Annotated in this window: 13 protein-coding genes; 9 read left to right on the top strand and 4 right to left on the bottom strand. The window is 67.9% G+C overall.

All coding sequences use genetic code 11. From position 1 onward, the window contains the following. The first annotated feature begins 8 nt into the window (after positions 1-8). The 3 genes from ACTRO_RS05430 to ACTRO_RS05420 are packed head-to-tail and all read left to right on the top strand — an operon-like array spanning position 9 to position 3,494. The gene (locus ACTRO_RS05430; RefSeq protein ID WP_051452299.1) at positions 9-926 is read left to right on the top strand and encodes a carbohydrate ABC transporter permease; all 918 of its coding nucleotides are present in this window, start codon (positions 9-11) and stop codon (positions 924-926) included. Then, positions 923-1,741, top strand: a complete 819-nt coding sequence (locus ACTRO_RS05425) for a carbohydrate ABC transporter permease (protein WP_034261593.1) — start codon at positions 923-925, stop codon at positions 1,739-1,741. Before ACTRO_RS05430 ends, ACTRO_RS05425 begins: the two co-directional genes overlap by 4 nt. Position 1,742: 1 nt before the next feature. After that, positions 1,743-3,494 (top strand): amylo-alpha-1,6-glucosidase, encoded by a 1,752-nt coding sequence (locus tag ACTRO_RS05420; RefSeq protein ID WP_034261591.1) that lies wholly within the window; start codon positions 1,743-1,745, stop codon positions 3,492-3,494. A 44-nt stretch (positions 3,495-3,538) separates the two neighbouring features. Here the strand turns inward: ACTRO_RS05420 and ACTRO_RS05415 are convergent, their stop codons facing one another. Beyond that, a complete protein-coding gene (locus tag ACTRO_RS05415) occupies positions 3,539-4,984 on the bottom strand; it encodes an arabinofuranosidase catalytic domain-containing protein (RefSeq protein ID WP_034273246.1) in 1,446 nt (481 codons plus the stop codon). A 519-nt stretch (positions 4,985-5,503) separates the two neighbouring features. Between ACTRO_RS05415 and ACTRO_RS05410 the strand changes: the two genes are divergently transcribed. Beyond that, positions 5,504-7,006 (top strand): glycoside hydrolase family 10 protein, encoded by a 1,503-nt coding sequence (locus ACTRO_RS05410; RefSeq protein WP_034261588.1) that lies wholly within the window; start codon positions 5,504-5,506, stop codon positions 7,004-7,006. 289 nt (positions 7,007-7,295) lie between these two features. Next, positions 7,296-9,128, top strand: a complete 1,833-nt coding sequence (locus ACTRO_RS05405) for an RICIN domain-containing protein (protein ID WP_051450356.1) — start codon at positions 7,296-7,298, stop codon at positions 9,126-9,128. A 95-nt stretch (positions 9,129-9,223) separates the two neighbouring features. Here ACTRO_RS05405 and ACTRO_RS05400 read toward each other — a convergent pair whose 3' ends face one another. Next, positions 9,224-10,738: an arabinofuranosidase catalytic domain-containing protein gene (locus ACTRO_RS05400; protein WP_034261584.1), complete on the bottom strand. Its 1,515-nt coding sequence runs from the start codon at positions 10,736-10,738 to the stop codon at positions 9,224-9,226. A 683-nt stretch (positions 10,739-11,421) separates the two neighbouring features. On the opposite strand from ACTRO_RS05400, the gene ACTRO_RS50725 reads away from it, so the two are divergent. Further along, positions 11,422-13,836 carry a ricin-type beta-trefoil lectin domain protein gene (locus ACTRO_RS50725; RefSeq protein ID WP_034261581.1) on the top strand — a complete coding sequence of 805 codons (2,415 nt, stop codon included), beginning with the start codon at positions 11,422-11,424 and terminating at the stop codon, positions 13,834-13,836. 28 nt (positions 13,837-13,864) lie between these two features. Then, positions 13,865-16,279 carry a ricin-type beta-trefoil lectin domain protein gene (locus tag ACTRO_RS05390; RefSeq protein WP_034261579.1) on the top strand — a complete coding sequence of 805 codons (2,415 nt, stop codon included), beginning with the start codon at positions 13,865-13,867 and terminating at the stop codon, positions 16,277-16,279. 31 nt (positions 16,280-16,310) lie between these two features. On the opposite strand, the gene ACTRO_RS05385 is transcribed toward ACTRO_RS05390, so the two are convergent. Continuing rightward, positions 16,311-17,375, bottom strand: coding sequence for a substrate-binding domain-containing protein (locus ACTRO_RS05385; protein WP_051450355.1), 1,065 nt, complete (start codon positions 17,373-17,375; stop codon positions 16,311-16,313). 155 nt (positions 17,376-17,530) lie between these two features. On the opposite strand from ACTRO_RS05385, the gene ACTRO_RS05380 reads away from it, so the two are divergent. Then, positions 17,531-18,199, top strand: a complete 669-nt coding sequence (locus tag ACTRO_RS05380) for a ThuA domain-containing protein (RefSeq protein ID WP_034261577.1) — start codon at positions 17,531-17,533, stop codon at positions 18,197-18,199. 56 nt (positions 18,200-18,255) lie between these two features. Beyond that, entirely contained in the window at positions 18,256-19,761 is a 1,506-nt protein-coding gene (gene arfA, locus ACTRO_RS05375) for an arabinosylfuranosidase ArfA (RefSeq protein ID WP_034261575.1), read from the top strand. A gap of 103 nt (positions 19,762-19,864) precedes the next feature. Here arfA and ACTRO_RS05370 read toward each other — a convergent pair whose 3' ends face one another. After that, positions 19,865-23,029, bottom strand: coding sequence for a ricin-type beta-trefoil lectin domain protein (locus tag ACTRO_RS05370; protein WP_051450354.1), 3,165 nt, complete (start codon positions 23,027-23,029; stop codon positions 19,865-19,867). Positions 23,030-23,417: the final 388 nt, after the last annotated feature.

Below are 23,417 nucleotides of genomic sequence, written 5' to 3'. Positions count from 1 at the left end.
TGCCGAACATGCCGACAGAACCTCGCGGCCGGCGCTCCGGCGCCGGCCCGCGCGGTACCCAGCGCGCCGCGTGGGCGTTCCTGGCGCCCGTGACCGTCTACCTCGCGGCGTTCTACGCCTATCCGCTCTACCGCAACCTCGATCTGAGTCTGCGCGACTACACCGTCTACTCGTTCGTCCACGGCGGCGCACCGTTCACGGGCCTCGCCAACTACAACGCCGTCTTGCACGACCCGACGTTCACCCCGGCCCTCATCCACACGCTGGTGTTCACGCTCGTCTCACTCGCGTTCCAGTTCACCATCGGGTTGGCGCTCGCGGTCTTCTTCGTGCAGCACTTCCCGCTTTCCGCGACGTTGCGGGCGCTCTTCCTCGTTCCGTGGCTGCTTCCGCTGATCGTCTCCGCCTCGACCTGGGCCTGGATGCTCGACAGCGGCTCAGGCGTGGTCAACTACGCGTTGCACTCCATCGGCATCGGTCCGGTCGACTGGCTGACCTCGCCGAAGTGGTCGCTGCCCTCGGTGATCATCGCCAACGTCTGGATCGGCGTCCCGTTCAATCTCGTCCTGCTCTACAGCGGCCTGCAGGGCATTCCCCAGGAGCTCTACGAAGCAGCCGCTCTTGACGGCGCAGGCAGCTGGTCCCGGTTCGCCAAGGTGACCTGGCCGCTGCTGCGCCAGGTCTCGGCGATCACGCTGCTGCTCGGCCTCGTCTACACCCTCAAGGTCTTCGACATCATCTGGATCATGACCAAGGGCGGCCCCGTCGACTCTTCGACCACGCTCGCCACCTGGTCCTACCGGCTCGGCTTCGGCAACCTGCTGCCCGCCTTCGGCACCGGCGCCGCCGTGGCCAACCTGCTCGTCATCATGGCCCTGATCGCAGGGCTCATCTACATCCGAGTCCAGCGGAGGCAGCGGACATGACGCGCGCTCGCAAACGCGTGAAGACCGCGATCGGCGTCGTCCTGACCGGCACCATGCTCTTTCCGGTCTACTGGATGGTCAACGCGTCCTTCACCACGGACCGGGATCTGCGCAAGAGCCCGCCGAACCTCTTCCCGCTCGACGGCACGCTCGACGGCTACCGTGCGGTGGTCAGCCAGCAGTTGCCCTACCTGGGCAACAGCCTGCTGATCGGGCTCGCCACGGTGGCCCTCACCCTGGTGATCGCCGCGCCGGCCGGATACTCGCTGGCCAAGCTGCGCCCACGAGGCGGCGGGGTGCTCAGCTTCGCGCTGCTCGTCGCGCAGATGATCCCCGGGATCATCATGGCCATGGGGTTCTACGCGATCCTGCTCTCCACCGGCCGGATCAACACGATCCCCGGCCTGGTCATCGCCGACTCCACCATCGCCGTGCCCTTCGCCGTGCTGATCTTCACCGCGTTCATGACCGGCATCCCGGACGAACTCCTCCAGGCCGCGCTCACAGACGGCGCCGGCCGACTGCGCACCTTCTGGTCGATCGTGCTGCCGGTCAGCCGCAACGCGGTCGTCACCGTATCCCTGTTCACGTTCCTGTGGGCCTGGTCCGACTTCGTCTTCGCCTCCACGCTCGACGGCGCCGGAGGCCGTCAGCCGATCACGCTCGGCATCTACCACTACATCGGCAACAACGACCAGCAATGGAACGCGATCATGGCCACCGCCGTCGTCGCCTCCATCCCGGCGTCCATCCTCCTGATCGTCGCCCAGAAATACGTCACCGCCGGCGTCACCGCCGGCGCCGTCAAGGACTGACATGACCTTCACCCCGCCCGGCCCGAGCTTCGACGTCCACGAGATCCCGTTCAGCCACTTCGGATCCTGGCTCGCGCTCTCGCCGGTCATCGGCAATGCCCGCTCCAGCGAGCACGTCCACCTGGTCTCGCATCAGCAGGGGATGCACGCCGTGCTCCGCTTCCAGCCGCTGACGGCATCCGACGGCGTTGCCGTGGTTCAGCTGGAGGCCACACCTTCCCAACTGAGCTGGGTCGGCACCGGATCGCGCATCGACGCCGCCTATGAGCGCACAGATACAGTGCGCTTGCGCGGCAACGGCCTCGGCCTGCGCATCACGGCTACGGCCCTTGAGCTCACGCCGTTCACCGGCACCTACCTCTACCGAGACCCGGTCGACGGCGCGTTCGTCTTCACCAGCTACGAAACCGGGAGGCGCTACCGGCTCACGGTTCTGCGCGGCGAGGCGTCGATCGTCGGCGGGCAGGCTTTGGGCGCGGCGGCTCGCTCGGTGACGATCACCGCGTCCGACGGCGCTTCGCCGGGGTGGGAGGTCGCCATCGAGGAGTACGAAGCCGCCCGGCCGCCTTACCGGACGGACGATTCGTTCGAAGCGATCCGGCAGCGTGCCGCGCAGAGTTTCGCCGACTTCCTCGAGCGCGTCGCGCCCTGGCGCGGCCCGAGTACTCCGGCGGCGGAGCTGGCCGCGTATGTGCTGTGGTCGGCCGCCGTCAGCCCGGCCGGCTTCGTGACGAGGCCGTCCATCCTCATGTCAAAACATTGGATGGACAAGGTCTGGAGCTGGGATCACTGCTTCAACGCCCTCGCCCTCGCCGAGGGTGCCCCGGAGCTCGCCTGGCATCAGTTCCAGCTCCCGTTCGACCATCAGGACCCTTTCGGTGCCTTGCCCGACTCCGTCACGCATTCGGAAGTCCTCTACAACTACGTCAAGCCTCCCGTCCACGGCTGGGCCGCGGCGCGGCTGTGCGCGCGCACCGGGCCGGCCGACGCGCCCGAGGCCAAGAGCCTCTACACGATGCTCGCGCGCTGGACGGAGTACTGGCTGGGTCGGCGCGCCCCCGGCTCCCCGCTCCCGCACTACCACCACGGCAACGACAGCGGCTGGGACAACGCCACCACCTTCGACCAAGCCCGCCTGGTCGAGAGCGCCGATCTCTCGGCCCTGCTCGTTCTCCAGATGCGACAACTGGCGAAGCTCGCCGGCGACCTCGGCGAGCACCAGCTCGCCGAGGCGTGGCAGGCCCGTGGCGACGAACTGCTGCGGGCCATGATCGACCTGCTATGGACCGGCGAGGCCTTCGGCGCCCGCATGGCCGAGACCGGCCTGCTCCAGCTGAGCGACAGTCTGCTCGACGTCATTCCCATCGTCCTCGGCGAACACCTGCCCGCGTCGATCCATACCGCCCTCGCGCAACGGGTCGCCCGGCACCTGACCGAGCACGGCCCGGCCACCGAACCGGTCGACTCACCGCACTACCGGAGCGACGGGTACTGGAGGGGACCGATCTGGGCTCCTTCCACCGTGCTGATCGAAGACGGGCTGCGCCGCGCCGGCCACGTACGGCTCGCCGACACCGTGAGCGCCCGGTTCCGCCGTCTGTGCGAGGTCTCCGGGTTCGCGGAGAACTTCGACGCCGTGTCTGGGTCCGGTCTGCGCGACCGCGCCTACACGTGGACGGCGAGCAGCTACCTCATCCTCGCCGAGGCGGCGATGCGGCCAGTGGACACCTCCTGCCGCCCCGGCACTGGATGACGGGACGGCGGGAGGTGACTGTCTGCTGCTGAGCCTTCAGGGCGTCAGCTGAGGGTCCATTGCTGGTTGGTCTGGCCGTTGCAGGTCCAGAGTTCGACGAGGGTGCCGTCGGTGGTGGCCTTGCCGGTCACATCCAGGCAGAGGCCTGATTGGGTGCCGGTGACGGTGCCGTTGGAGTTGAGGTTCCATTGCTGGTTGGTCTGGCCGTTGCAGGGCCAGATGTCGACCTTGGTGCCGTTGGCGGTGCCGTTGCCGTAGGCGTCGAGGCAGTCGGTGGTGCCGTTGACGGTGAGGGTGAGTTGTCCGGAGGAGGTGTGGGTCCAGCGCTGGTTGGCCTGGCCGTTGCAGTCGTAGATCTGCTGCTGGGTGCCGCCGGTGGTCGTCGAGTTCGGGTCGTCCAGGCACTTGCCCGCACCGACCGCGTGCAGCGCGCCCGTGCTGCTGCCTCCGGTGCCGCCACCGCTGCTGCCGTTGCCGTACCCGGCCGCGACGATGTTCGCCTGCACCGCAGCCTCCGTCGCGGCGGAGGCGTAGCCGGTGGTCATGACGCCCTCGTAGAAGGTGCCGTCGACGCCGTCGCTGTTGTCGCCGCCGATGCCGAGGATGATCGCGCCCTGCTTCTTCATCGGGTTGTAGCCCGAGACGTTGGGCCGCGCGCCGCTGTAGTCGGTGGCGAGCGTGCCGGACTGGGCGTTGCCGCCGAGGATGGCCCACTGGTTGGCGCCGCCCTCGATCATCGCGGTGGTGTAGCGGTAGTTCGTGGTCGGGTCATTCGCGTTGTACCCGGCATTGCGGCCGGAGTACAGGCCGTTCTCCATGTCGGCCATGATCCACGGGCCGTTGCCGGCGCCGTAGCCCCAGACCTTGATGCTGCCGAAGTAGATGGCCTCCATGGTGCCGTTGCCATCGTCGTTGTTGTTCGTCTCGGCGTTGCCGTAGTCGAAGCAGCAACCGCCGTTGTAGTCCTGGCCGTCGAGGACCGCGTACTCGGACTCGGGGTTATCGCCGGTGGCGATGCCGTTGGTGGCGTCGTCGCGGTAGCCGGTGCCCGGGACGATCGCGACGCCGTACGCCTCGTGACCGCCCAGGGTGGTGGGTGCGGCGTTGGCCACCGCGAGCTTGTCCGGCCCGGGCTGCGCGCCGCCGGCCGGGGCGTCGGTGAGGTTGTTGCCGCGCCCGGACTGGTCGTAGATCTCGGTGATCACGCACGAGGTGCCCGCGCAGAACGAGTCCTGCGCCGCCGCGTTCGCATAGCCGCCGGCCGAGGTCACACCGATGTTCAACGTGGCGTTGTCCGACGAGCGCCGAACCTGGTACAGGTTCCCGTTGTACGCCGCGTACAACGCCCGCGTCGTCGAATGCGCCGCCACACACGGCGTACCACCCGCCGCGTAGATGTCACACGGACCCTGCGACGCCGCCTGAGCGGTGCCCGCCGTGATCGTGTAGCCGGTCAGCGCCGCCGCGGCGAGCGCCGCGGCGGCGGTCATCCGGCCGAGCGTGCGGAGCCGGCCGGGCGGCCGCGTGCGCTCGCTGCGGGCGCGGGTGAGGTGGAGCGGAAGTGGTCTCACCGGTTGCCTTCCTGGTAGATCGGGCACAGTGATTGTTAGCGTTAACAACTCGGCTTCGCGGGTGGGCCGGAGGCCGAGGAAGACCCCGGGGGTGCTGCGAGGGGAGACGGTGCACCCGGCGGGCGGGGGTTGTCAAGAGAGACGGACGCAACCGGTTCGACGCTCCGCCAAGTGTGCAGGGAAACGCGAGGTGAGCCCATGAGTCCTCATGAAACTTACATGAGGGCTTGACGTCCGTGTGTCGGGCGAGTTTCCTGCTTCCCACAGCCCGGGTCAGGGGCCGCATGCCGGGCGGTCCCGCAGTGCCGGTGCTGCATCGTTCGGCGCCCAGCGCGCCGAGTCATCCCGTCACACGCCCCTTTCGCGGCGCCTCGACGCCATAGCGCGGTGGGCGGGTGAGCCGTATCCCACAGGTGACTCACCTGGGAAGGAACCCACATGTCTTTCCTCAGATCACTGACCCGTTCACGCGGCGGGCCGCGCGCGCTCGCGGCGCTCGCCACCGCGGTGGCCGCCGCCACCGCGTTCGCCGTGGTGACGGCCGGGCCGGCCACAGCGGCCGGCAGCACGCTCAAGGCGGCAGCCTCCGCCGACGGCGGCCGGTACTTCGGCACCGAGCTGACCGGCAACATGGTCAACAACTCGACCATCACGAATCTGGCCGCCACGCAGTTCGACATGGTCACCCCGGGCAACGAGATGAAGTGGGACGCCACCGAGCCCTCGAACGGGTCGTACAACTTCAGCGGGGGCGACGGGATCGTCTCCTTCGCGTCCTCGCACGGCATGCAGGTGCGGGGGCACAACCTGGTGTGGCAGAACCAGCTGCCCTCCTGGGTCTCGAGCCTGCCGACCAATCAGGTCCAAGGGGCCATGGAGTCCCACATCACCACCGAGGTCAGCCACTTCAAGGGCAAGGTCTACTCGTGGGATGTGGTGAACGAGCCGTTCAACGGCGACGGCTCGCTCGTCTCGGATCCGTTCTACAAGGCGATGGGCTCGGGCTACATCGCTGACGCCCTGCGCACCGCGCACGCCGCGGACCCCAACGCCAAGCTGTACCTGAACGACTACAGCATCGAAGGCGAGAACGCGAAGAGCAACGCGATGTACTCGCTCGCCCAGTCGCTGCTCTCGCAGGGCGTGCCGCTCAACGGAATCGGCTTCGAGAGCCACTTCATCGTCGGCCAGATCCCCTCCGACATGCAGGCGAACATGCAGCGCTTTGCCAACCTCGGCCTGGACGTGGCCGTGACCGAGCTCGACGACCGGATCCAGACGCCGGCCTCCAGCGCGAACCTGCAGCAGCAGGCGACGGACTACGCCACCGTCGTCCGGGACTGCCTGGCCGTCTCCCGCTGCGTGGGCATCTCGCAGTGGGGCGTGGGCGACGCCGACTCATGGATCCCGGGCACCTTCTCCGGGTGGGGCGCGGCCACGATGTACGACAGCAACTACCAGCCCAAGCCTGCGTTCACCTCGACGCTGGCCGCTCTCGGCGGCGGTGGCGGATCCTCCTCGAGCTCGCCGCCTCCCGGTGGCGGTACGAGTGGTGCGTTGCACGCGGTCGGCGCCGGCAAGTGCCTGGACGACCCGAACTCGACGACCACCGGCGGCACCCAGCAGCAGATCTACGACTGCAACGGCCAGGCCAACCAGCACTGGACCCACACCTCCTCCGGACAACTCACCCTCACCGTCAACGGCACCACCGACTGCCTCGACGCCTACGGCAACGGCACCGCCAACGGCACCAAGGTCGACATCTGGCCCTGCAACGGCCAGACCAACCAGCAATGGAACCTCAACTCCAACGGCACCGTCACCGGCACCCAATCAGGGCTCTGCCTGGATGTGACCGGCAAGGCCACCACCGACGGCACCCTCGTCGAACTCTGGACCTGCAACGGCCAGACCAACCAGCAATGGACCCTCAGCTGACCGGTACTCAAGGAACCGGTTCGACGGCCTTGCGTGCCGCCTGAGTCCGGCATGTCGCGCCGCGGCCCGGGCGAACACGGCGAGGGTTAATCTCACGGGCCTGCTGAGTTGCCGTGTGCTGATTCATCGGCAACAGGCCATTGACCGCCTTCGGCGTCGGTCGTAACATCCCGGTCGAACCGATTGCGCGAACCGATTCGCTAAGTGCGGATCAGCGCAACCGGTTCGGCCGGGCCCGGCTGTCGGCCGTGCCGACGCCGTGGCCGCACCCCACAGGAGGCGACTTTTTTTGCGTATACGTGCTCGAACCTTCCCCCTGGCCCTGGCCGCCGCCGCGGCCCTCGCCCTGGCACTGCCCACCCTGACGCCGACCACCGGCCACGCCGCGGCGGGCGAGTCCCTCAGCGTCGACCTGTCCGCGACCCGCGGCGCGTCGACTGGTGTCGGTGAGGGCTTCCTCTACGGCATCAGCGAGGACGGCACCCAGCCGGCCGACCAGTACCTGCAGCCGCTGAACATCACCGCGTTCCGCGGCGGCGGCTGGTTCTCCGGCGGCTGGGTCAAGGACAACTACACCTACGGCTCGGCGACTCAGGCCGATGTGAACTCGATCGTGGCCGAGGCTAAGCGGCTGACGCAGGCCCCGTATCACGCCCAGTATCAGATGCTGCTGAGCGACCTGTACGGCCTCAACGGCGGCCAGCCCTCGAACACGGTCTACCCGTGCGACAACGGCAACTGTTCGAACTGGGTCTCGTTCATCGACGCGACCGTGGGCGCGCTCCAGGCCACCGGCCTCAAGTTCGCCTACGACATCTTCAACGAGCCGGACATCTCCGTCTTCTGGCCGCGCGGGGTGAACACCACCCAGTACTTCCAGATGTGGGACACCGCCTACAAGGAGATCCGGCGCATCGCCCCGAACGCGCAGATCGTCGGACCGGACTTCGCCTACACCCCGCAGAGCAGGCAGAGCCAGTGGCAGACCTTCCTGGCCCACGTCAAGAGCGCCGGCACCGTCCCCGACATGATCACCAACCATGACGAGGGCGACGTCGACGACCCCGTGACCGTCTCCCAGGCCATCAACAGCGACCTGTCCGCCGCGGGGATCCCTGCTGTCCCGCTGTCGGCGAACGAGTACCAGCCGGCGGATCGCCAGACCGCGGGGGTCACCGCCTGGTACCTCGCGCGGTTCGCGCAGTCCGGGTACACCAACGCGATGCGCGGCAACTGGGTGTGCTGCGTCACTCCGAACCTCACCGGAGTCCTGACTCAGGTCAACGGGGTCTGGGAGCCCACGGGCAACTGGTGGGCGATGCGCGACTACGCCGATATGACCGGCACGCTGGTCTCCACCTCCGGCCAGGTCGGCAGCACCGCGATCTCCGCGTCGGAGGACAGCTCGGCGAAGCGGGCCGTGGCCATCGTCGGCGACTCGAACGGCTACACCGGCTCGGCTTCGGTCACCTTCAGCGGATTCTCCGCCGTCTCGTGGCTCGGCGGCAGCGGGCAGGTCAACGTCACGGTTCAGCGTATTCCCGACCAGGCCCCGCTCACCGCGCCGCTGACGGTCTCCAGCCAGACCGTGAGCGTCAGCGGTGGCAGCATCACCGTCCCGTTCACCTTCCAGGCCTCGCACGACGCGTTCGCGATCTACCTCACGCCCGCGGGCTCCACGGCGGCCGGATATCCCTCCGGCTACCACCAGCTCGTCGTCGGCAGCGACGGCCTCTGCGCGGACGTCTACGGCAACTCGGGCAGCGCCGGCGCGGTCGTGGACCAGTGGACCTGCAACGGCCAGAACAACCAGAAGTTCCAGTTCGTGCCGGTCTCCGGCGGTTACGGTGAACTGCAGGCGGAGAACTCCGGCCAGGACGTGGCCGTCTCCGGCGGCTCCACCGCCCAGGGCGTCGCGGACATCGTCCAGGAGCCGGTCAACGGCGCGGCGGCCAGCCTGTGGCAGCCGATCGCGCAGTCTGACGGAAGCTACGAGTTCCGCAACCAGAACAGCGGGCTCTGCCTCGATGTCTACGGCGCCGGGTCGAACCTGGGCCAGCAGTTCGATCAGTGGCCGTGCAAGAACGCCGCCGGGACGAACCAGGACTTCAGCCCTCAGTGATGCGCCCCCGCACGGAATCGAGCGCCGAGAGGCCAGGGGCCTCTCGGCGCTCGACGGACTCTACATATAGGCAGTCTCGTGAGGCGCGCCGACCGCTAGCTGAGGGTCCATTGCTGGTTGGTGCCGCCGTTGCAGGCCCACAGCTCGACGAGGGCGCCGTCGGTGGTGGCCTTGCCGGTCACATCCAGGCAGAGCCCTGATTGGACTCCGGTGACGGTGCCGTTGGAGTTGAGGTCCCACTGCTGGTTGGTGCCGCCGTTGCAGGTCCAGATGATGGCTTTGGTGCCGTTGGCGGTGCCGTTGTTGTTGGCGTCGAGGCATTCGGTGGTGCCGTTGACGGTGAGGGTGAGCTGGCCGGAGGAGGTGTGGGTCCAGTGCTGGTTGGCCTGGCCGTTGCAGTCGTAGATCTGCTGCTGGGTGCCGCCGGTGGTGGTGGAGTTCGGGTCGTCCAGGCACTTGCCGGCGCCGACCGCGTGCAGTGCACCCGAGGTGCCGCCGCCCCCGCTCGAGCCGCCGAAGGAGTACCCGGCGGCGGCGATGTTGGCCTGCACGGCGGCTTCGGTGGCGTCGGAGGGGTACCCGGCGGTGACAGCGCCTTCGAAGAACTCGCCGATGCCGCTGTTGCTGTTGTCGCCGCCGGTGCCCAGCAGGATCGAGGAGTCGGTTTTCATGGGGGAGTAGCCCTTGGGCAGCGAGCCGGAATAGCCGGTGGTGAGGCCGGCGCTGGTGGCGTTGGCGTACTTGAGGGTGAAGTTGCTGGTGCCGTTGTTCTTCTCCATCGCGGTGACGAAGGGGAAGTTGACGCCCTGGTAGCTCGAGGAGTTCGGGCCGGTGTTCGAGCTGTACATCCCGTTCTCGAGATCCGCCTCGACCCAGGGGCCGGGGCCGGTGCACCCGCCGAGCCAACACGCGGTGCCGAACTCGATCGCGTTCATCGTCGCGTTGCCGGTGTCGGTGTGGGAGTTCTCGCCGCTGCCGTAGTCGAAGCAGCAGTACTGGTCCACGTAGTTCGACGACGTCACCATGTACACGCCTTCGGGCGCGGAGCCGGTCGGGACGTTCTTGGCGTTGTCGACCCGGTAGCCCACGCCCTGGCTGACCTTGACGCCGTAGGCGGTGGAGCCGCCGATCGTGAGCGGCAGCGCCATCGCGTTCGCGCCGACGTCCGCGCCGTTGGGGCCCGGGCCCTTCCAGTAGCCGCCCCAGGAGATCGGCAGGTCGTTGTGGTTGGCGGTCTGGTCGTAGATCTTGGTGATCGTGCAGGTGGTGCCGGCGCAGAACGAGGTCTGCGGCGCGGCGTTGGCCACTCCGCCCGCCGCGGTGACGCTGATGTTGAGGTAGCTGCCGTCCGAGGCGCGCTGGATCTGGTAGAGCGGTCCGTTGTAGGACGCGAACAAGGCGCGCGTGGTGCTGTGGGCGGTCTCGCAGGGGGTGCCGCCGCTGGCGTAGATGTCGCACGGCAGCGCCGTTGCCGCGGCGGCGACCACGCCGGTCGTCGCCGAGGCGTCGGCCGTGGTGGTGATGGCGGAGATCGGTACGGCGATCGCCACCGCGAGCAGGCTCGCGGCGAGCAAGCGCGTGCGCCGCCTGATCAGGGGGATCAAGGACATTAAGCCCTCCGTCCTCGCAGGGATGTTCTTGGATGGGAGATGCACTGATCGGCGTAGCGCGAGCTAGTATCAGACTCATCTGATTTGCGGTCGCCGACACGGCGCAGGCGAGTACTGACTCGACGAGATTACCGCTGATGAGACGAGTGAGAGACCGGACCGTCGCAGGCCGCGATATCACGGACGTTGATATCGGACTGCCGGATCCGGGTGTCAACGCCCGCGCTGGAAAGGTGTGCCGGTGATCGAACCGATTCTGCGGTTCGGCCCGTGCGGATCCTACGACCAGGCGCTCACCCGGTCAATCTCGCGGTGATCAAACATCGAACCGTTCGGGCCGCGGTCACTCGTCGGAGCCGGCGTGCGTCGAAACGGCCGGACGAGCCTGAAAATTTCAATCAGTCCGACTCATCGAGCCAAGCTCGCCGAACGCTCGCGCATGGCCGGACAGTGAGGCCCCGGGTGCCGATTTTCCCAAGCTTTCCAACGACTTCCAACACGAGGAAGCTACCTCTCCGGACATCTTGACACATCACGTGGCTGAGAGTTTCCTACTTATCGCGGCGTAGCCGCAGCCGGAAGCTGAGCCGGTGCCTGAAGAGTCATACATATTCTGCTTCGCCTGCGAGCCGCAGCCCACCCGGCTCCCAGGCCTTGCCCGATGCCTTGGGAAGGGCTCTGACATGTCCTCGCTCCTACCCGTTCGGCCATACCGTCGCATACCGGCGCGGGCGGCACTGGTTGCCGCGTTGGCGTTCGCCGGCAGCGCCGGCCTGCCGACGCTCGCGCACGCCGCCACGGCGACGACCCTCTACGCATCTCCCACGGGAAGCGGAACCGCGTGCTCCGCCGCCGCCCCCTGTTCCCTGACCCAGGCGAAATCCTCCGTGGAGGCGATCGACGGCAGCATGAGCGGGAACATCGTCGTCCAGCTCGCCGCAGGCACCTACCGGCTCTCCGCGCCGCTCGTCCTCGGCGCCGCGGATTCGGGCAGCAACGGCTACACGGTCACCTGGCAGGCGGCTTCCGGCGCCACGCCGGTGATCTCCGGCGGCCAACAGGTGACCGGCTGGACGCTGCATGATTCAACGAACAACATCTACTCCGCCTCCGTACCCACCGGTACAGACTCGCGGCAGCTCTATGTGGACGGCGCGCTCGCCCCGCGCGCGGCGATCTCCATCAACCGCAGCGACGTCGCCATGACGACCAGCGGCATGACGATTCAGAACTCAGCACTCGGCTACCTGGCCTCGCTGCCGGAGCAGAACCGGATCGAGCTGGAGAGTCAGAACTCGTTCACCGACCACTACGCGCCGGTGCAGTCCATCAGCGGCACGACGATCACCATGCAGCAGCCCTCCTGGGACAACAACAACTGGGGCTACGACACCCTCGCCAGCCCGTTCGCCGGCGGCCAGCTGTATCTCGAGAACTCCTACTCGTTCCTCAAGAACGCCGGGCAGTGGTATCTGGACCCGCAGGCCGGAGCGCTGTACTACAAGGCGCCCTCCGGCTGGAACCCCTCCGCCCACGACGTCGAACTGCCCAAGCTGACCTCACTCGTGCAGATCTCCGGCAGTTACAGCAGCCCAGCGCACAACATCGCCTTCCAGGGCGTCGCCTTCGAGCACACGACCTGGCTCGCGCCCGGCAGCTCCATCGGCTACGCGGACCAGCAGTCCGGCACGTTCCTGACCCAGTCCTACCAGCAGCCCTCCAACTTCCTGACCTCGTGCCAGTCCGGTTGCCAGCAGTTCGAGGCCACCCGCAATTCCTTGGGCGAAGCGCCCGCCGCGGTACAGGTTTCGGCGGCGTCGAACATCACGTTCAGCGGCGACACCTTCACCCACCTCGGCGAGGTCGGCCTCGGCATCGGCCAGGACAACGACGCCGTCGGCTCCGGGACGGGCCTGGGCGCATCCGGCATCACCGCGGATCACAACACCTTCGCCGATGATTCAGGCGCCGGCATCGTGGTCGGCGGCGTGCAGCCCAACGCCCACCATCCCTCGAACGCCGCGATGACCGACCAGAACATCACCCTGACGAACAACCTCGTCAGCGGCGTCGCCGAGGACTACAAGGACATGGCCGGCATCCTGTCCACGTATGTCACCCACGCGGACATCGAGCACAACGAGGTGGCGAACCTGCCGTACGACGGCATCGACATCGGGTGGGGCTGGGGTATGAACGACCCCGGCGGCAGCCAGGACTACGTCAACCGCGGCACCTACAACTACCAGCAGGTCTACACCACCCCGACCACGCTCAAGAACACCGTCGTCTCCTACAACGTGGTGCACGGCACGAAGAAGCTCTTCCACGACGGCGGCAGCATCTACAACCTCTCCGCCAACCCGGGAGCCGTGTTCGACGACAACTACATCTACGACAACCAGCACACCGTGGGCCTCTACCTCGACGAGGGCTCCCGGTACGTGACGCTTAGCGCCAACGTCGTGCAGGACACCGGCGTGTGGGCGTTCACCAACGCCAACGCGAACAACAACACCGACGGCAACACCTTCTCCGGCAACTGGTACAACGGCGGAGCCACCCAGGTCGCCACCGGCTCGCCGCACAACAATGTCCTGACCAACAACGTCCAGGTCAGCGGAACCAGCTGGCCTTCCGGCGCGCAGCAGGTCATCGCCCAGGCCGGCATCGGCGGGGGAGGGACGAGCACGGGCGGCGGCACGAGCGGCGCGCTGCACGCCGTCGGCGCGGGCAAGTGCCTGGATGATCCCAACTCGACCACCACGACCGGCACCCAGCAGCAGATCTACGACTGCAACGGCCAGGCCAACCAGACCTGGACCCACACCGCCGCCGGCGCGCTCAGCCTCACCGTCAACGGCACCACCCTCTGCCTCGACGCCAACGGCAACGGCACCACCAACGGCACCAAGGTCATCACCTGGACCTGCAACGGCCAGGCCAACCAGCAGTGGAACCTCAACTCCAACGGCACCGTCACCGGCGTCCAATCCGGCCTCTGCCTCGATGTGACCGGAGCCGCCACCGCCGACGGCGCCCTCGTCGAACTGTGGACCTGCAATGGCGGCAGCAACCAGCAGTGGACCCTCGGCTGACGCCTTCGAAAGGACGAGTAGAGACATCATGATGAAACTCAAGCGCATCCTCAGGCGCCTGCGAGCCCCGGGCGTCGCGCTCGCCGGCCTCGCGCTGGCCGCGAGCGGAGTCGTCGCCGCGGTCGCCGCGCCCGCCCAAGCCGCGACCTCGATCACCGTGAACGGCGCCTCCGCGGGCCGCACCTTCGACGGCGTCGGCGCGATCAGCGGTGGAGGCGGAAACAGCAGGCTGCTGATCGACTATCCGGAGCCCGAGCGCAGCCAGCTCCTGGACTACATGTTCAAGCCCGACTACGGCGCCTCCGCGCAGATCCTCAAGGTCGAGATCGGCGGCGACACCAACTCCACCTCGGGCGCCGAGCCCAGCATCGAGCACGTGCGCGGCACCGTCGACTGCAATGTCGGCTACGAGTTCTGGCTCGCCGAGCAGGCCAAGGCGCGCAACCCGAACATCAAGCTGTACGCCCTCGCGTGGGGCGCGCCGGGATGGATCGGCAACGGCAACTTCTGGTCCACCGATATGATCAACTACCTGGTCTCCTGGCTCGGCTGCGCCAAGGCGGACGGCCTGACGATCGACTATCTCGGCGGCTGGAACGAGCGCGGCTACAACGTCTCCTGGTACGAGCAACTGCGCAGCACGCTGAACGCCGACGGCTACTCCGGCGTCACCATCGTCGGCGCGGACTCGGACTGGACGATCGCGAACGACGTCGACAGCAATTCGACCTTCGCCTCCGCCGTCGGCATCATCGGCGCGCACTACCCCTGCGGCTACCGCTCCTCGCAGGCGACCTGCACGGTGCCGTCCGCCGCCACCTCCTCCGGCAAGCAGTTGTGGGCCAGTGAGAACGGCTCGGACGACTACAACTCAGGCGCGCAGGCGATGGCGCGCGGCATCAACCGCGGGTACATCGACGGCGGAATGACGGCGTACATCAACTGGCCGATCGTCGCCGCGATCACGCCGAACCTGCCCTATCCCACGATGGGCGTCGCCCTGGCACCCCAGCCGTGGTCGGGCTATTACTCGATCGGCAAGAACGCCTGGGTGATGGCCCAGACCACACAGTTCACCGCGCCCGGCTGGCAGTACCTGAACTCCTCGAGCGGGTACATCAACGGCAACCGGAACAACGGCAGCTACGTCTCGCTGAAGTCGACGAACCACACCGACTACTCGACCGTCATCGAAACCATGGACGCCACCGGCGCCCAGACGCTGAACTTCAACGTCACCGGCGGCCTGTCCACCGGCCAGGTACACGTGTGGGCGACCAACGTGAACTCCGGCAACCAGTCGGACTACTTCGTGCACACCGCCGACATCACCCCGTCCAACGGCGCCTACAGCCTGACCGTCCAGCCCGGTTACGTCTACACCGTGACGACCACGACCGGGCAGGGCAAGGGTACTGCCGCCGGCCCCGCCCAGGGCACGATGAGCCTGCCGTACAGCGACTCGTTCGACGGCTACGCCTCCGGCAGCGAGGCCAAGTACCTGATGGACTGGCAGGGCTCGTTCGAGACCGTCGCGTGCGGCGGCGGGCGGTCGGGGGAGTGCGTGCGGCAGATGAGCGCGCAGGCCCCGATCACCTGGGACACGCTCTCCGATCCGCACGCGCTGCTCGGCGATCTGAGCTGGACCAACTACACCGTCAAATCGGATGTGATGCTCGAAGAGTCCGGATATGCCGAACTGATCGGGCGGGCCAACACGCAGTCGTACTCCGGAGCCGCCGGGCTGAACGCCTATCACCTGAGGGTGAGTAACACCGGCGCGTGGTCGATCCTGAACTCGAACACGGGCGGCACCGTAACGACCCTCGCCAGCGGGACCGTCGCGTCGCTCGGCACCGGCAAATGGCACACGCTCGCGCTGACCTTCTCCGGCAGCACGATCACCGCCGCCATCGACGGCACGACTGTGGGCTCCGCGAACGACTACACCTGGGGCGCCGGCCAGGTCGGCTACGCCACCAGCCAAGGTGAGACCGCGCAGTTCGACAACCTCTCGATCACCCCCGGCAGCGGCGGAACCGGCGGCACCGGCGGTGGGACCAGCACCCTCATCGGCGTGGGATCCGGCCGCTGCGTCGACGTCCCCAACGCCAGCCAGACGGCCGGCACGCAGGTGGAACTGTGGGACTGCAACGGCGGTGCCAACCAGCAGTGGACCTCCACGTCGGCCAACGAGCTGCGCGTCTATGGCAGCGACTGTCTGGACGCCAGCGGAAGCGGCACCAGCGCCGGCACGAAGGTCGACATCTGGTCCTGCAACGGTGGCGCCAACCAGAAGTGGACGTTCAACGCGAACGGCACCATCACCGGCACCCAGTCAGGCCTCTGCCTGGACGCCACCGGCGCCGGAACCGCGAACGGCACCCTGCTCGAGCTCTGGACGTGCAACGGCGGCGCCAACCAGCAGTGGAACCGCGGATGAGCTGACCGGTCGCGGTTCACCCGATCCAGGCTCAGCGGCCCGGATCCGTCCCGGGAGCACCTGTGCTTACGCGGTGGGCGCAGGTGCTCCCCCTTTCGATCAGCCGGGTCTGTAGTTCGACCCGGGGTACCTGGAGCTGCTCCCCGTCGATCAGACGCAGCAGCGTACGGGCGGCCAGTTCGGCCATCTCGCGGACCGGCTGGCGGACCGTGGTCAGCCCGGGGCTGAGCCAGCGCGCCTCGGGGAGGTCGTCGAACCCGACGACGCTCAGATCGCCCGGGACCCGCAGGCCCCGCTCGACGGCCGCGTCGAAGACGCCGAGCGCCATCCGGTCGGAACAGGCGAAGATCGCGGTCGGCCGGTCCGGCTGGTCGAGCAGGGCCCGCGCGGCCTCGGCCGCTCCGCTGCGGCGCCAGTCGCCGTAACCCACCTCGAGTGTGTCGCCGGCCAGGCCGTGGGCGATGAGCGCCGAGCGGAATCCGTCGACCCGGGCCTGGCTGTACTGGTGGCGGGGCGTTCCCGCGACGACCGCGAAACGGCCGTGCCCCAGGGCGATCAGATGCTCCGCGGCCTGCCTGCCGCCGGTCCAATGGCTCGCACCCACGGTCGGGATCGCGCCGGAGATCGGTTTGTGCGGGTCGAGGGCGACCAGCTGAACGCCGCCCGCCCGCAGCCGGCGGTATTCGGCGGCGGTCGGCGCGACCAGGGCGAGCACCGCGCCCCTGCTGCCGCGGTCGATCAGGCGCTGGACCCAGTCGCGTTCCTCCGGCACGCCCTCGCGCGCGAGCACGACGACCACGTCGAGGCCGGTCTCCGCCGCCGCGCCCTCGATCCCGGAGAGCATGACGTTCGCCCAGGTGCCTTCCACGGCCGAGACCACGAGGTCGAGCAGCGCGGCCGGCGCGGAAGCTTTCACGGGGGCCGGGGTGTAACCGGCGAGCCGGAGTTGCTCGGCGACGGACTCGCGCACCGACGCCGAGACGTCGCTGCGCCCGTTGAGCACCTTCGAGACCACCGGCACCGGCACGTCCGCGGCTCGGGCGATCTGGGTGAGCGTCGGCGATCCAGGCGGTCTGCGCCATGCGCGCTGCGTCATGCCGCGAGTATGCAGCGCGCGGCATTTGTTGCGCAACTTTACCCCCTGGCCTGACTCTCCGCGGCGGCTGTATCGTTCCAAGCCTGTCCCTGCGCGAGCCACCTTCGCGCCCGACCGCAGCCGGCCTCAGAGTTGCGCAAGATATGGGAGAAGCGATGTCCCCGGTCCCCAAGCGTGTGCTCGTCGTGCGCGGAGGCTGGAAGGGCTACGCCCCGGCCAGGGTTGCCGGGAGCCTTATCGCGTTCCTCCAAGGCCACGGTTACGTCGTGGCGGTGTCGAACGACCTCGACGTCTTCACCCACGCCGTGCTCATGGCCAGGACGGATCTCATCGTCCAGTGCTGGACCACGGGCTCACCCACATATGACCAGATCGCCGGCCTGCGCGACGCGGTCGAGGCCGGAGCCGGATACGTCGGCTGGCACAAAGGCATCGTCGACTCCTTCGGCAACTCCCCGACGTATCTCCAGCTCACCGGCGCCCGATACGTCGCCCAGTCGAGCAATATCCACCGGCACTCCATCGCATGCGACCAGGCCTCCCGCGATCGAGAGATCATCGCGGACCTGCCCGCGCAGGTCGCGGTCGTGGACAACCAGTTCTGGGTGCTGTCCGACGCCTACAACGACGTGCTGGCCACCACGACGATTCCGGCCCGTGCCGGCGACCCGTGGTCCGACCCGGTGACGGTCCCGGCGATCTGGACCCGTAGATGGGGAGCCGGCCGTGTCTTCGGGTGCGCCCCCGGCCACTATGCGCCGACGCTGGAGATACCCGAGATCCGCACCATCGTCGAACGCGGACTGCTCTGGGCCAGCCGCTGAACCCGGCGCCCTGCGCCCAGCAGAGCTCGCCAACCCCGTGAGGAAGGACCAGTACGTTGCCCCGCGCCCACATCGCACTCGACCGACGCGCCGTCATCGCCCCTGTCCGGCGCCGCACCTTCGGCTCGTTCGTCGAGCACCTCGGCCGCTGCGTGTACAACGGGCTCTACGAGCCGGGACACCTGAGCGCGAACGAGGACGGGTTCCGCGTGGACGTCGTCGAGCTCGTCAAAGAGCTCGGCAGTACGACCGTCCGCTACCCCGGCGGCAACTTCGTCTCCGGCTTCCGCTGGGAGGACTCGGTCGGCCCGCGCGAGAAGCGCCCGGTGCGCCGCGACCTCGCCTGGCACTCGCTCGAGTCGAACCAGGTCGGGCTGGACGAGTTCGCCAGGTGGCTCAAGCTCACCGACTCCGAGCTGATGCTTGCGGTCAACATCGCCACCAGGGGCATCCTGCCCGCGCTCGATCTGCTCGAGTACGCCAACCACCCGTCCGGCACGGCGCTCTCGGACCTGCGCATCGCCAACGGCACTCCGGACCCGCACAACGTGCGCATGTGGTGCCTGGGCAACGAGATGGACGGCCCGTGGCAGACCGGGTTCATGACGGCCGAGGACTACGGCAGGCTCGCCGCCCGCACCGCCGCCGCGATGAAGATGGCTGATAAAGATCTCGAACTCGTCGTCTGCGGCTCCTCCGGCTCCGGCATGCCGACCTTCGGCGACTGGGAGCGCACGGTACTCGAGCACAGCTACGATCACGTCGACTACATCTCCTGCCACGCCTACTACCAGGAGCACGGCGGCGACCTCGGCTCCTTCCTCGCCTCGGCGCTCGACATGGACTTCTTCATCGACACCGTCGTGGCGACCGCCGACCATGTCGGGTACAAGAAACGCTCGAACAAGAAGATCAACATCTCCTTCGACGAGTGGAACATCTGGTACCTCAAGGAGCACATGGAGTCCGAGCAGCCCGGCGATGACGGCGGATGGCCCTCCGCCCCGCGCAAGCTCGAGGACGTCTACTCGGTCGCGGACGCCGTCGTCGTCGGCAACCTACTGATGACGCTGCTCAAGCGCAGCGACCGCGTCACCTCGGCCTCGCTCGCCCAACTCGTCAACGTGATCGCGCCGATCATGACCGAGCCCGGCGGCCCGGCCTGGCGGCAGACGACGTTCTACCCGTTCTCGATCACGAGCCGGCTCGCCTCGGGCGAGGTGATCCGGCCCGTCATCCAGGCGCCGAGCTACGACACCGCGCGCCACGGCGAGGCCTCCGTCATCGACGCCGTCGCGACCGTGGACGAGAACCGGGCCGCGCTCTTCCTCGTCAACCGCGACCAGACGGAGGCGGCACAGATCACAATCGACGTGCGCAGCCTCGGGTCGAAGCGCATCGTCGAAGCGGTCACCCTTGCCGATTCGGATGTGTACGCGAAGAACACGCTCACCGATCAACACCGGGTGACCCCATCCGCCAACAAGAGCGCGACGCTCGCCGACGGCGTGCTCACTATCGAACTGCCGGCGGTGTCCTGGACGGCCATAGCCCTTCAGTAAATGAGCATGGATGTTCGGCTGCCGCCAGGTGTTGCGCACAAGCCTGGCGTTCCGCACCCGCCCGGCCGATGCTGGGCACCGGCCGGGCAGGACGGACCGTGGGTTATCCGAGGCTCCACTGCTGGTTGGATCCGCCGGTGCAGGTCCACAGTTCGACGAGTGCGCCGTCGGTGGTGCCCGCGCCGGTGACGTCCAGGCAGAGGCCTGATTGGACGCCCGTGATGGTGCCGTTGGAGTTGAAGGTCCACTGCTGGTTGCTCTGGCCGTTGCACGACCACAGGATCACCTTGGTGCCGGCAGTGGTACCCGCACCGTTGGCGTCCAAGCAGAGGGTGGTGCCGGAGAGACTGAGGCTCAACGCTCCGGCGGAGCTGTGGGTCCAGGTCTGGTTGGCCTGGCCGTTGCAGTCATAAATCTGCTGCTGCGTTCCCTGCGTCGTGGTCGAGTTCGGGTCGTCCAGGCACTTGCCCGCGCCCACCGCATGCAGTGCGCCGGTGCTGCCCCCGCCGGTCGCGCCGCTGACGGTCCAGGTGAAGGTGGCTGATCCGCCGGCGCCGGTGGAATCGGTCGCGCTGACGGTGACCGTGGAGGTTCCCGCCGCGGTGGGCGTGCCGGTGATCAGACCGGAGGCACTGACGGACAGTCCGGCCGGCAGGCCGGTGGCGGTGTAGGTCAGCGTCTGCCCGGAGGCGGAGTCCGAGGCGGAGATCTGCAGGCCGCTGATAGACGTGCCAACCGTCGAGGTCTGGTTGCCGGGACTGTTCACGGTCACGGTGTTGCCGCCGCTGCCGGTGCCGCCGAGGATCGGCGGAGGGTTGCCGTCGAGGCCGATCTGCACCTTGCCGCCCAGGTGTTTGGCAGCGGTGGGTTCGCTTCCGCCGACCGCGGCGAAGGGCAGTGCGGTGGTGGGATTGGAGACCTCTTCGACCAGGTAGGAGGATCCGGCTGTCACCGGGACGGTGAAAGTCGAGGCCGACGTGGCACTGACGACGACTGCGCCGCTCGCGCCGTTGACCACTTCCGCCTGCTGGCCGGCCCACGGGTTGCGGACGGTCAGGGTGCTGGTCGCGGCCGCCTGGATGGCGGCGGTGGTGACGAGGCCGTTTTGGACTTGGACGTCGGCCTTCGAACCGCCCTGGATCTGTACGCTGCCTGCTCCGCTCCAGCTGGACGGCCATGCGGGCGCGAAGCGCACGGTGCCGTCGTAGTCGGTGGCCAGAGCTTCGTCCAGGGTGACGGCGACGTTCGCGTCCTGCTCGATATAGGGCTCGTCGACCTGGGACGGGTTCCATGCGGCCAGGCCGGAGGGGTAGACCTGGTAGCTCTCGGTGCTCGCCGCCAGATCGGAAGCGACCTGGGAGCCCATGTCGAGGCGGGCGGCGTCGACGGAGTCATAGGTCCAGTCCGGGTTATTGACGTACTGCCGGGAGTTGTAGGTGCGGTCCACCAGCGCTGTCAGGTTGTCGCCGCCGACGGTGGTCGAGTCGCCGATGACGCCATAGGGCCAGACCGGCTCCAGGCCGAGGTTCTCGACATTGTGGGTGGCCGCGGTCGGCTGGTACGAGTTGCCGATGACGTCGGTGCCCGCGGAGTCGGACGAGCTCGTCAGCAGTTGGCTGTGCGAGCCGGCGTCGGTGCGGGCGTAGGGTTCGATCTGCCCTTCGGCGGTCTTGAGCTGGGCGACCAGGGAGGAGTCGGTGCCGAGCAGGGTGGCGGCGCTCACGACGGCCGGGAACAGCGCCTGGTCGGCGGCGATGTCGGTGGTCGGATCCTGCACGGCCCACTGGGTTTCGTGGGCGTTGGCGACCGCATGCAGTTTGCCGTCGGAACCGACGGACTGCCAGCTCAGCAGGAATATCGCGGTCTGCTCGAGGACGGGGTAGTACTTCTGCAGGAAGCTGATGCTGCCGGTGTCCTGGTACTGCTGCCAGATCCAGAGGGCGATCTCGGCGCCGCTGGTGATCGTCTCGGCGTTGAAGCCGGGGCTGGAGGCTGTGGCGCACGAGGCGTCGTTGGTGATGCCGCCGCCGTTGTAGTAGCCGTTTCCATTGAACCGCATGGTCTCCGGCACACAGGCGCCCGGTTTGCCGCTCATCTGCGCGCCGGTCCACGATTCGATGGCGGGCAGGTCGTTGAGGTACATGTCGAAGATCGGCAGGTTCAGCGCGAAGTTGCCGGACGAGAGGTTCGCGGAGATCTGCCCGCGCAGGTTCCACAGCCAATAGCCGGCCGGGTACCAGTCCTGCTGGTCCTTGTCGAAGGCGTAAAGGTCCGCGAGGCCCGCCTGGGAACCGGGGTAGGTCCCCGTGTGCATCAATCCGGCCTCGAAGTAGAGGTAGAGCGTGCGCAGGTTCTCCATGTACTGAGCGGAGCCGTCCGATGAGGAGGCTTCGACCAGGTCGCTGTTCGCCCAGTAGGAGTTCCACCACGTGGTCTGGCCGGCCAGCAGGGAGGCGCTGGTCGCAGTGGCGTCGGAGCCGATCAGGCTGGTGGCGGTACTGGCCGCGTTACCGCCGGTCCACTTCGGTGCGGCGACGACCACGCGGAAGGAGCCGTTGCTGTTCGGGTTGAAGGCGACCTGGACCTGCGTGGAACTGGTGACGGAGGCGGTGACGTTCTGGCCGCCGGCGGTGATGGCTGACATCGCGCCGAAGGTCTGTCCGGACGAGCCGGTCTGGGAATTGTCGACCCAGGTCTGAGAGAGCGTGCCCACCGCACCGGAGGCGGCGGCGGACGGGCCGCGGCCGCTCCACAGACCCAGCGTCGCGGTCTGCCGGGTGCTCGGGTTCGCCCCGGTGACGTCGACGATCAGCTCGTCCTTGCCCGCGGGCACCCAGGCGCGCAGGGTCATACCGCCTCCGGCTTCGACGAGCACGCCGTCGTAGAGGTCGAGGATGCCCGAGAAGTTCGACGCGGAGGTCATCGCCGACAGGCCGGGGATGACGACCTGGCCGGGGGAGAGGCGGCTGGGCATGGTGTCGCTGCGGTTGAGCTGAGCGGTGAAGCCGCCCGCGGCCCAAGCCGAGACCCCGAGCGAGCCGTTGCCCAGCGGGAGGAACTGAGTGCTCGAGGTATTCGCCTTGCCGAGCACGACATCGGAGCGCGAGACCACCGCGCCGGTGTTCAGTGCGAAGGAGCCGTTCTGCCAGGCGGTCGTGCCGGTGGCGGCGGCTGCGGGTTGGGTGAGGGTGCCTGAGACGAGCAGCAGCGGGGCCAGGCCCACTGTCAGAGCGGCGCTGAGCGTGCGGCGCCAGTGGTGCACGGGCATGGATTCTCCTCATGGGTATGACTTATCGTCGACGCATGCAGCGCTCAGGGCGGCCGATTGCTCAGGCTGCACTGCAGATGGCTTCAGGATGGTCGGCTAATAAATCAGATCTATTCTGACACTTTCAGGCGCGCGCCGCGCGAGGTCAACTCACTCCATGGTGCTCACTTCCGAGGCAGCGGCGCACTATCCCCCTGCGTGGCCAGAACGCCGAAGCGCAGGCGGACACTCGATGGGTGGGCAGAAGTTTCCGACTCTTATCGCAGCATGGTGCTGCCATGTGTAAGTTTCAGTAGATTGAGCCTTCGCGGCCTTCCGACGGCTGACTCGGTCAGGGTTTTGACCTGCGCTGTCCCGTGAGTCCTGCGGTCCCCGGCCGCTTGGTCGA

It is taken from the genome of Actinospica robiniae DSM 44927 (genome assembly GCF_000504285.1).
GTDB classification, from domain to species: Bacteria; Actinomycetota; Actinomycetes; order Streptomycetales; family Catenulisporaceae; genus Actinospica; species Actinospica robiniae.
Note: the sequence above shows the minus strand (reverse complement) of the source record. Positions and strands in the feature narration are given on the sequence as shown.

Excerpts from the sequence above, each read along its gene's own strand:
- ACTRO_RS05370 (WP_051450354.1), bottom strand. The coding sequence starts at position 23,029 with ATGCCCGTGCACCACTGGCGCCGCACGCTCAGCGCCGCTCTGACAGTG.
- ACTRO_RS05380 (WP_034261577.1), top strand. The coding sequence starts at position 17,531 with ATGTCCCCGGTCCCCAAGCGTGTGCTCGTCGTGCGCGGAGGCTGGAAG.
- ACTRO_RS05430 (WP_051452299.1), top strand. The coding sequence starts at position 9 with ATGCCGACAGAACCTCGCGGCCGGCGCTCCGGCGCCGGCCCGCGCGGT.
- ACTRO_RS05390 (WP_034261579.1), top strand. The coding sequence starts at position 13,865 with ATGATGAAACTCAAGCGCATCCTCAGGCGCCTGCGAGCCCCGGGCGTC.
- ACTRO_RS05410 (WP_034261588.1), top strand. The coding sequence starts at position 5,504 with ATGTCTTTCCTCAGATCACTGACCCGTTCACGCGGCGGGCCGCGCGCG.
- ACTRO_RS50725 (WP_034261581.1), top strand. The coding sequence starts at position 11,422 with ATGTCCTCGCTCCTACCCGTTCGGCCATACCGTCGCATACCGGCGCGG.
- ACTRO_RS05420 (WP_034261591.1), top strand. The coding sequence starts at position 1,743 with ATGACCTTCACCCCGCCCGGCCCGAGCTTCGACGTCCACGAGATCCCG.
- ACTRO_RS05425 (WP_034261593.1), top strand. The coding sequence starts at position 923 with ATGACGCGCGCTCGCAAACGCGTGAAGACCGCGATCGGCGTCGTCCTG.
- ACTRO_RS05415 (WP_034273246.1), bottom strand. The coding sequence starts at position 4,984 with ATGACCGCCGCCGCGGCGCTCGCCGCGGCGGCGCTGACCGGCTACACG.
- ACTRO_RS05385 (WP_051450355.1), bottom strand. The coding sequence starts at position 17,375 with ATGACGCAGCGCGCATGGCGCAGACCGCCTGGATCGCCGACGCTCACC.
- ACTRO_RS05400 (WP_034261584.1), bottom strand. The coding sequence starts at position 10,738 with ATGTCCTTGATCCCCCTGATCAGGCGGCGCACGCGCTTGCTCGCCGCG.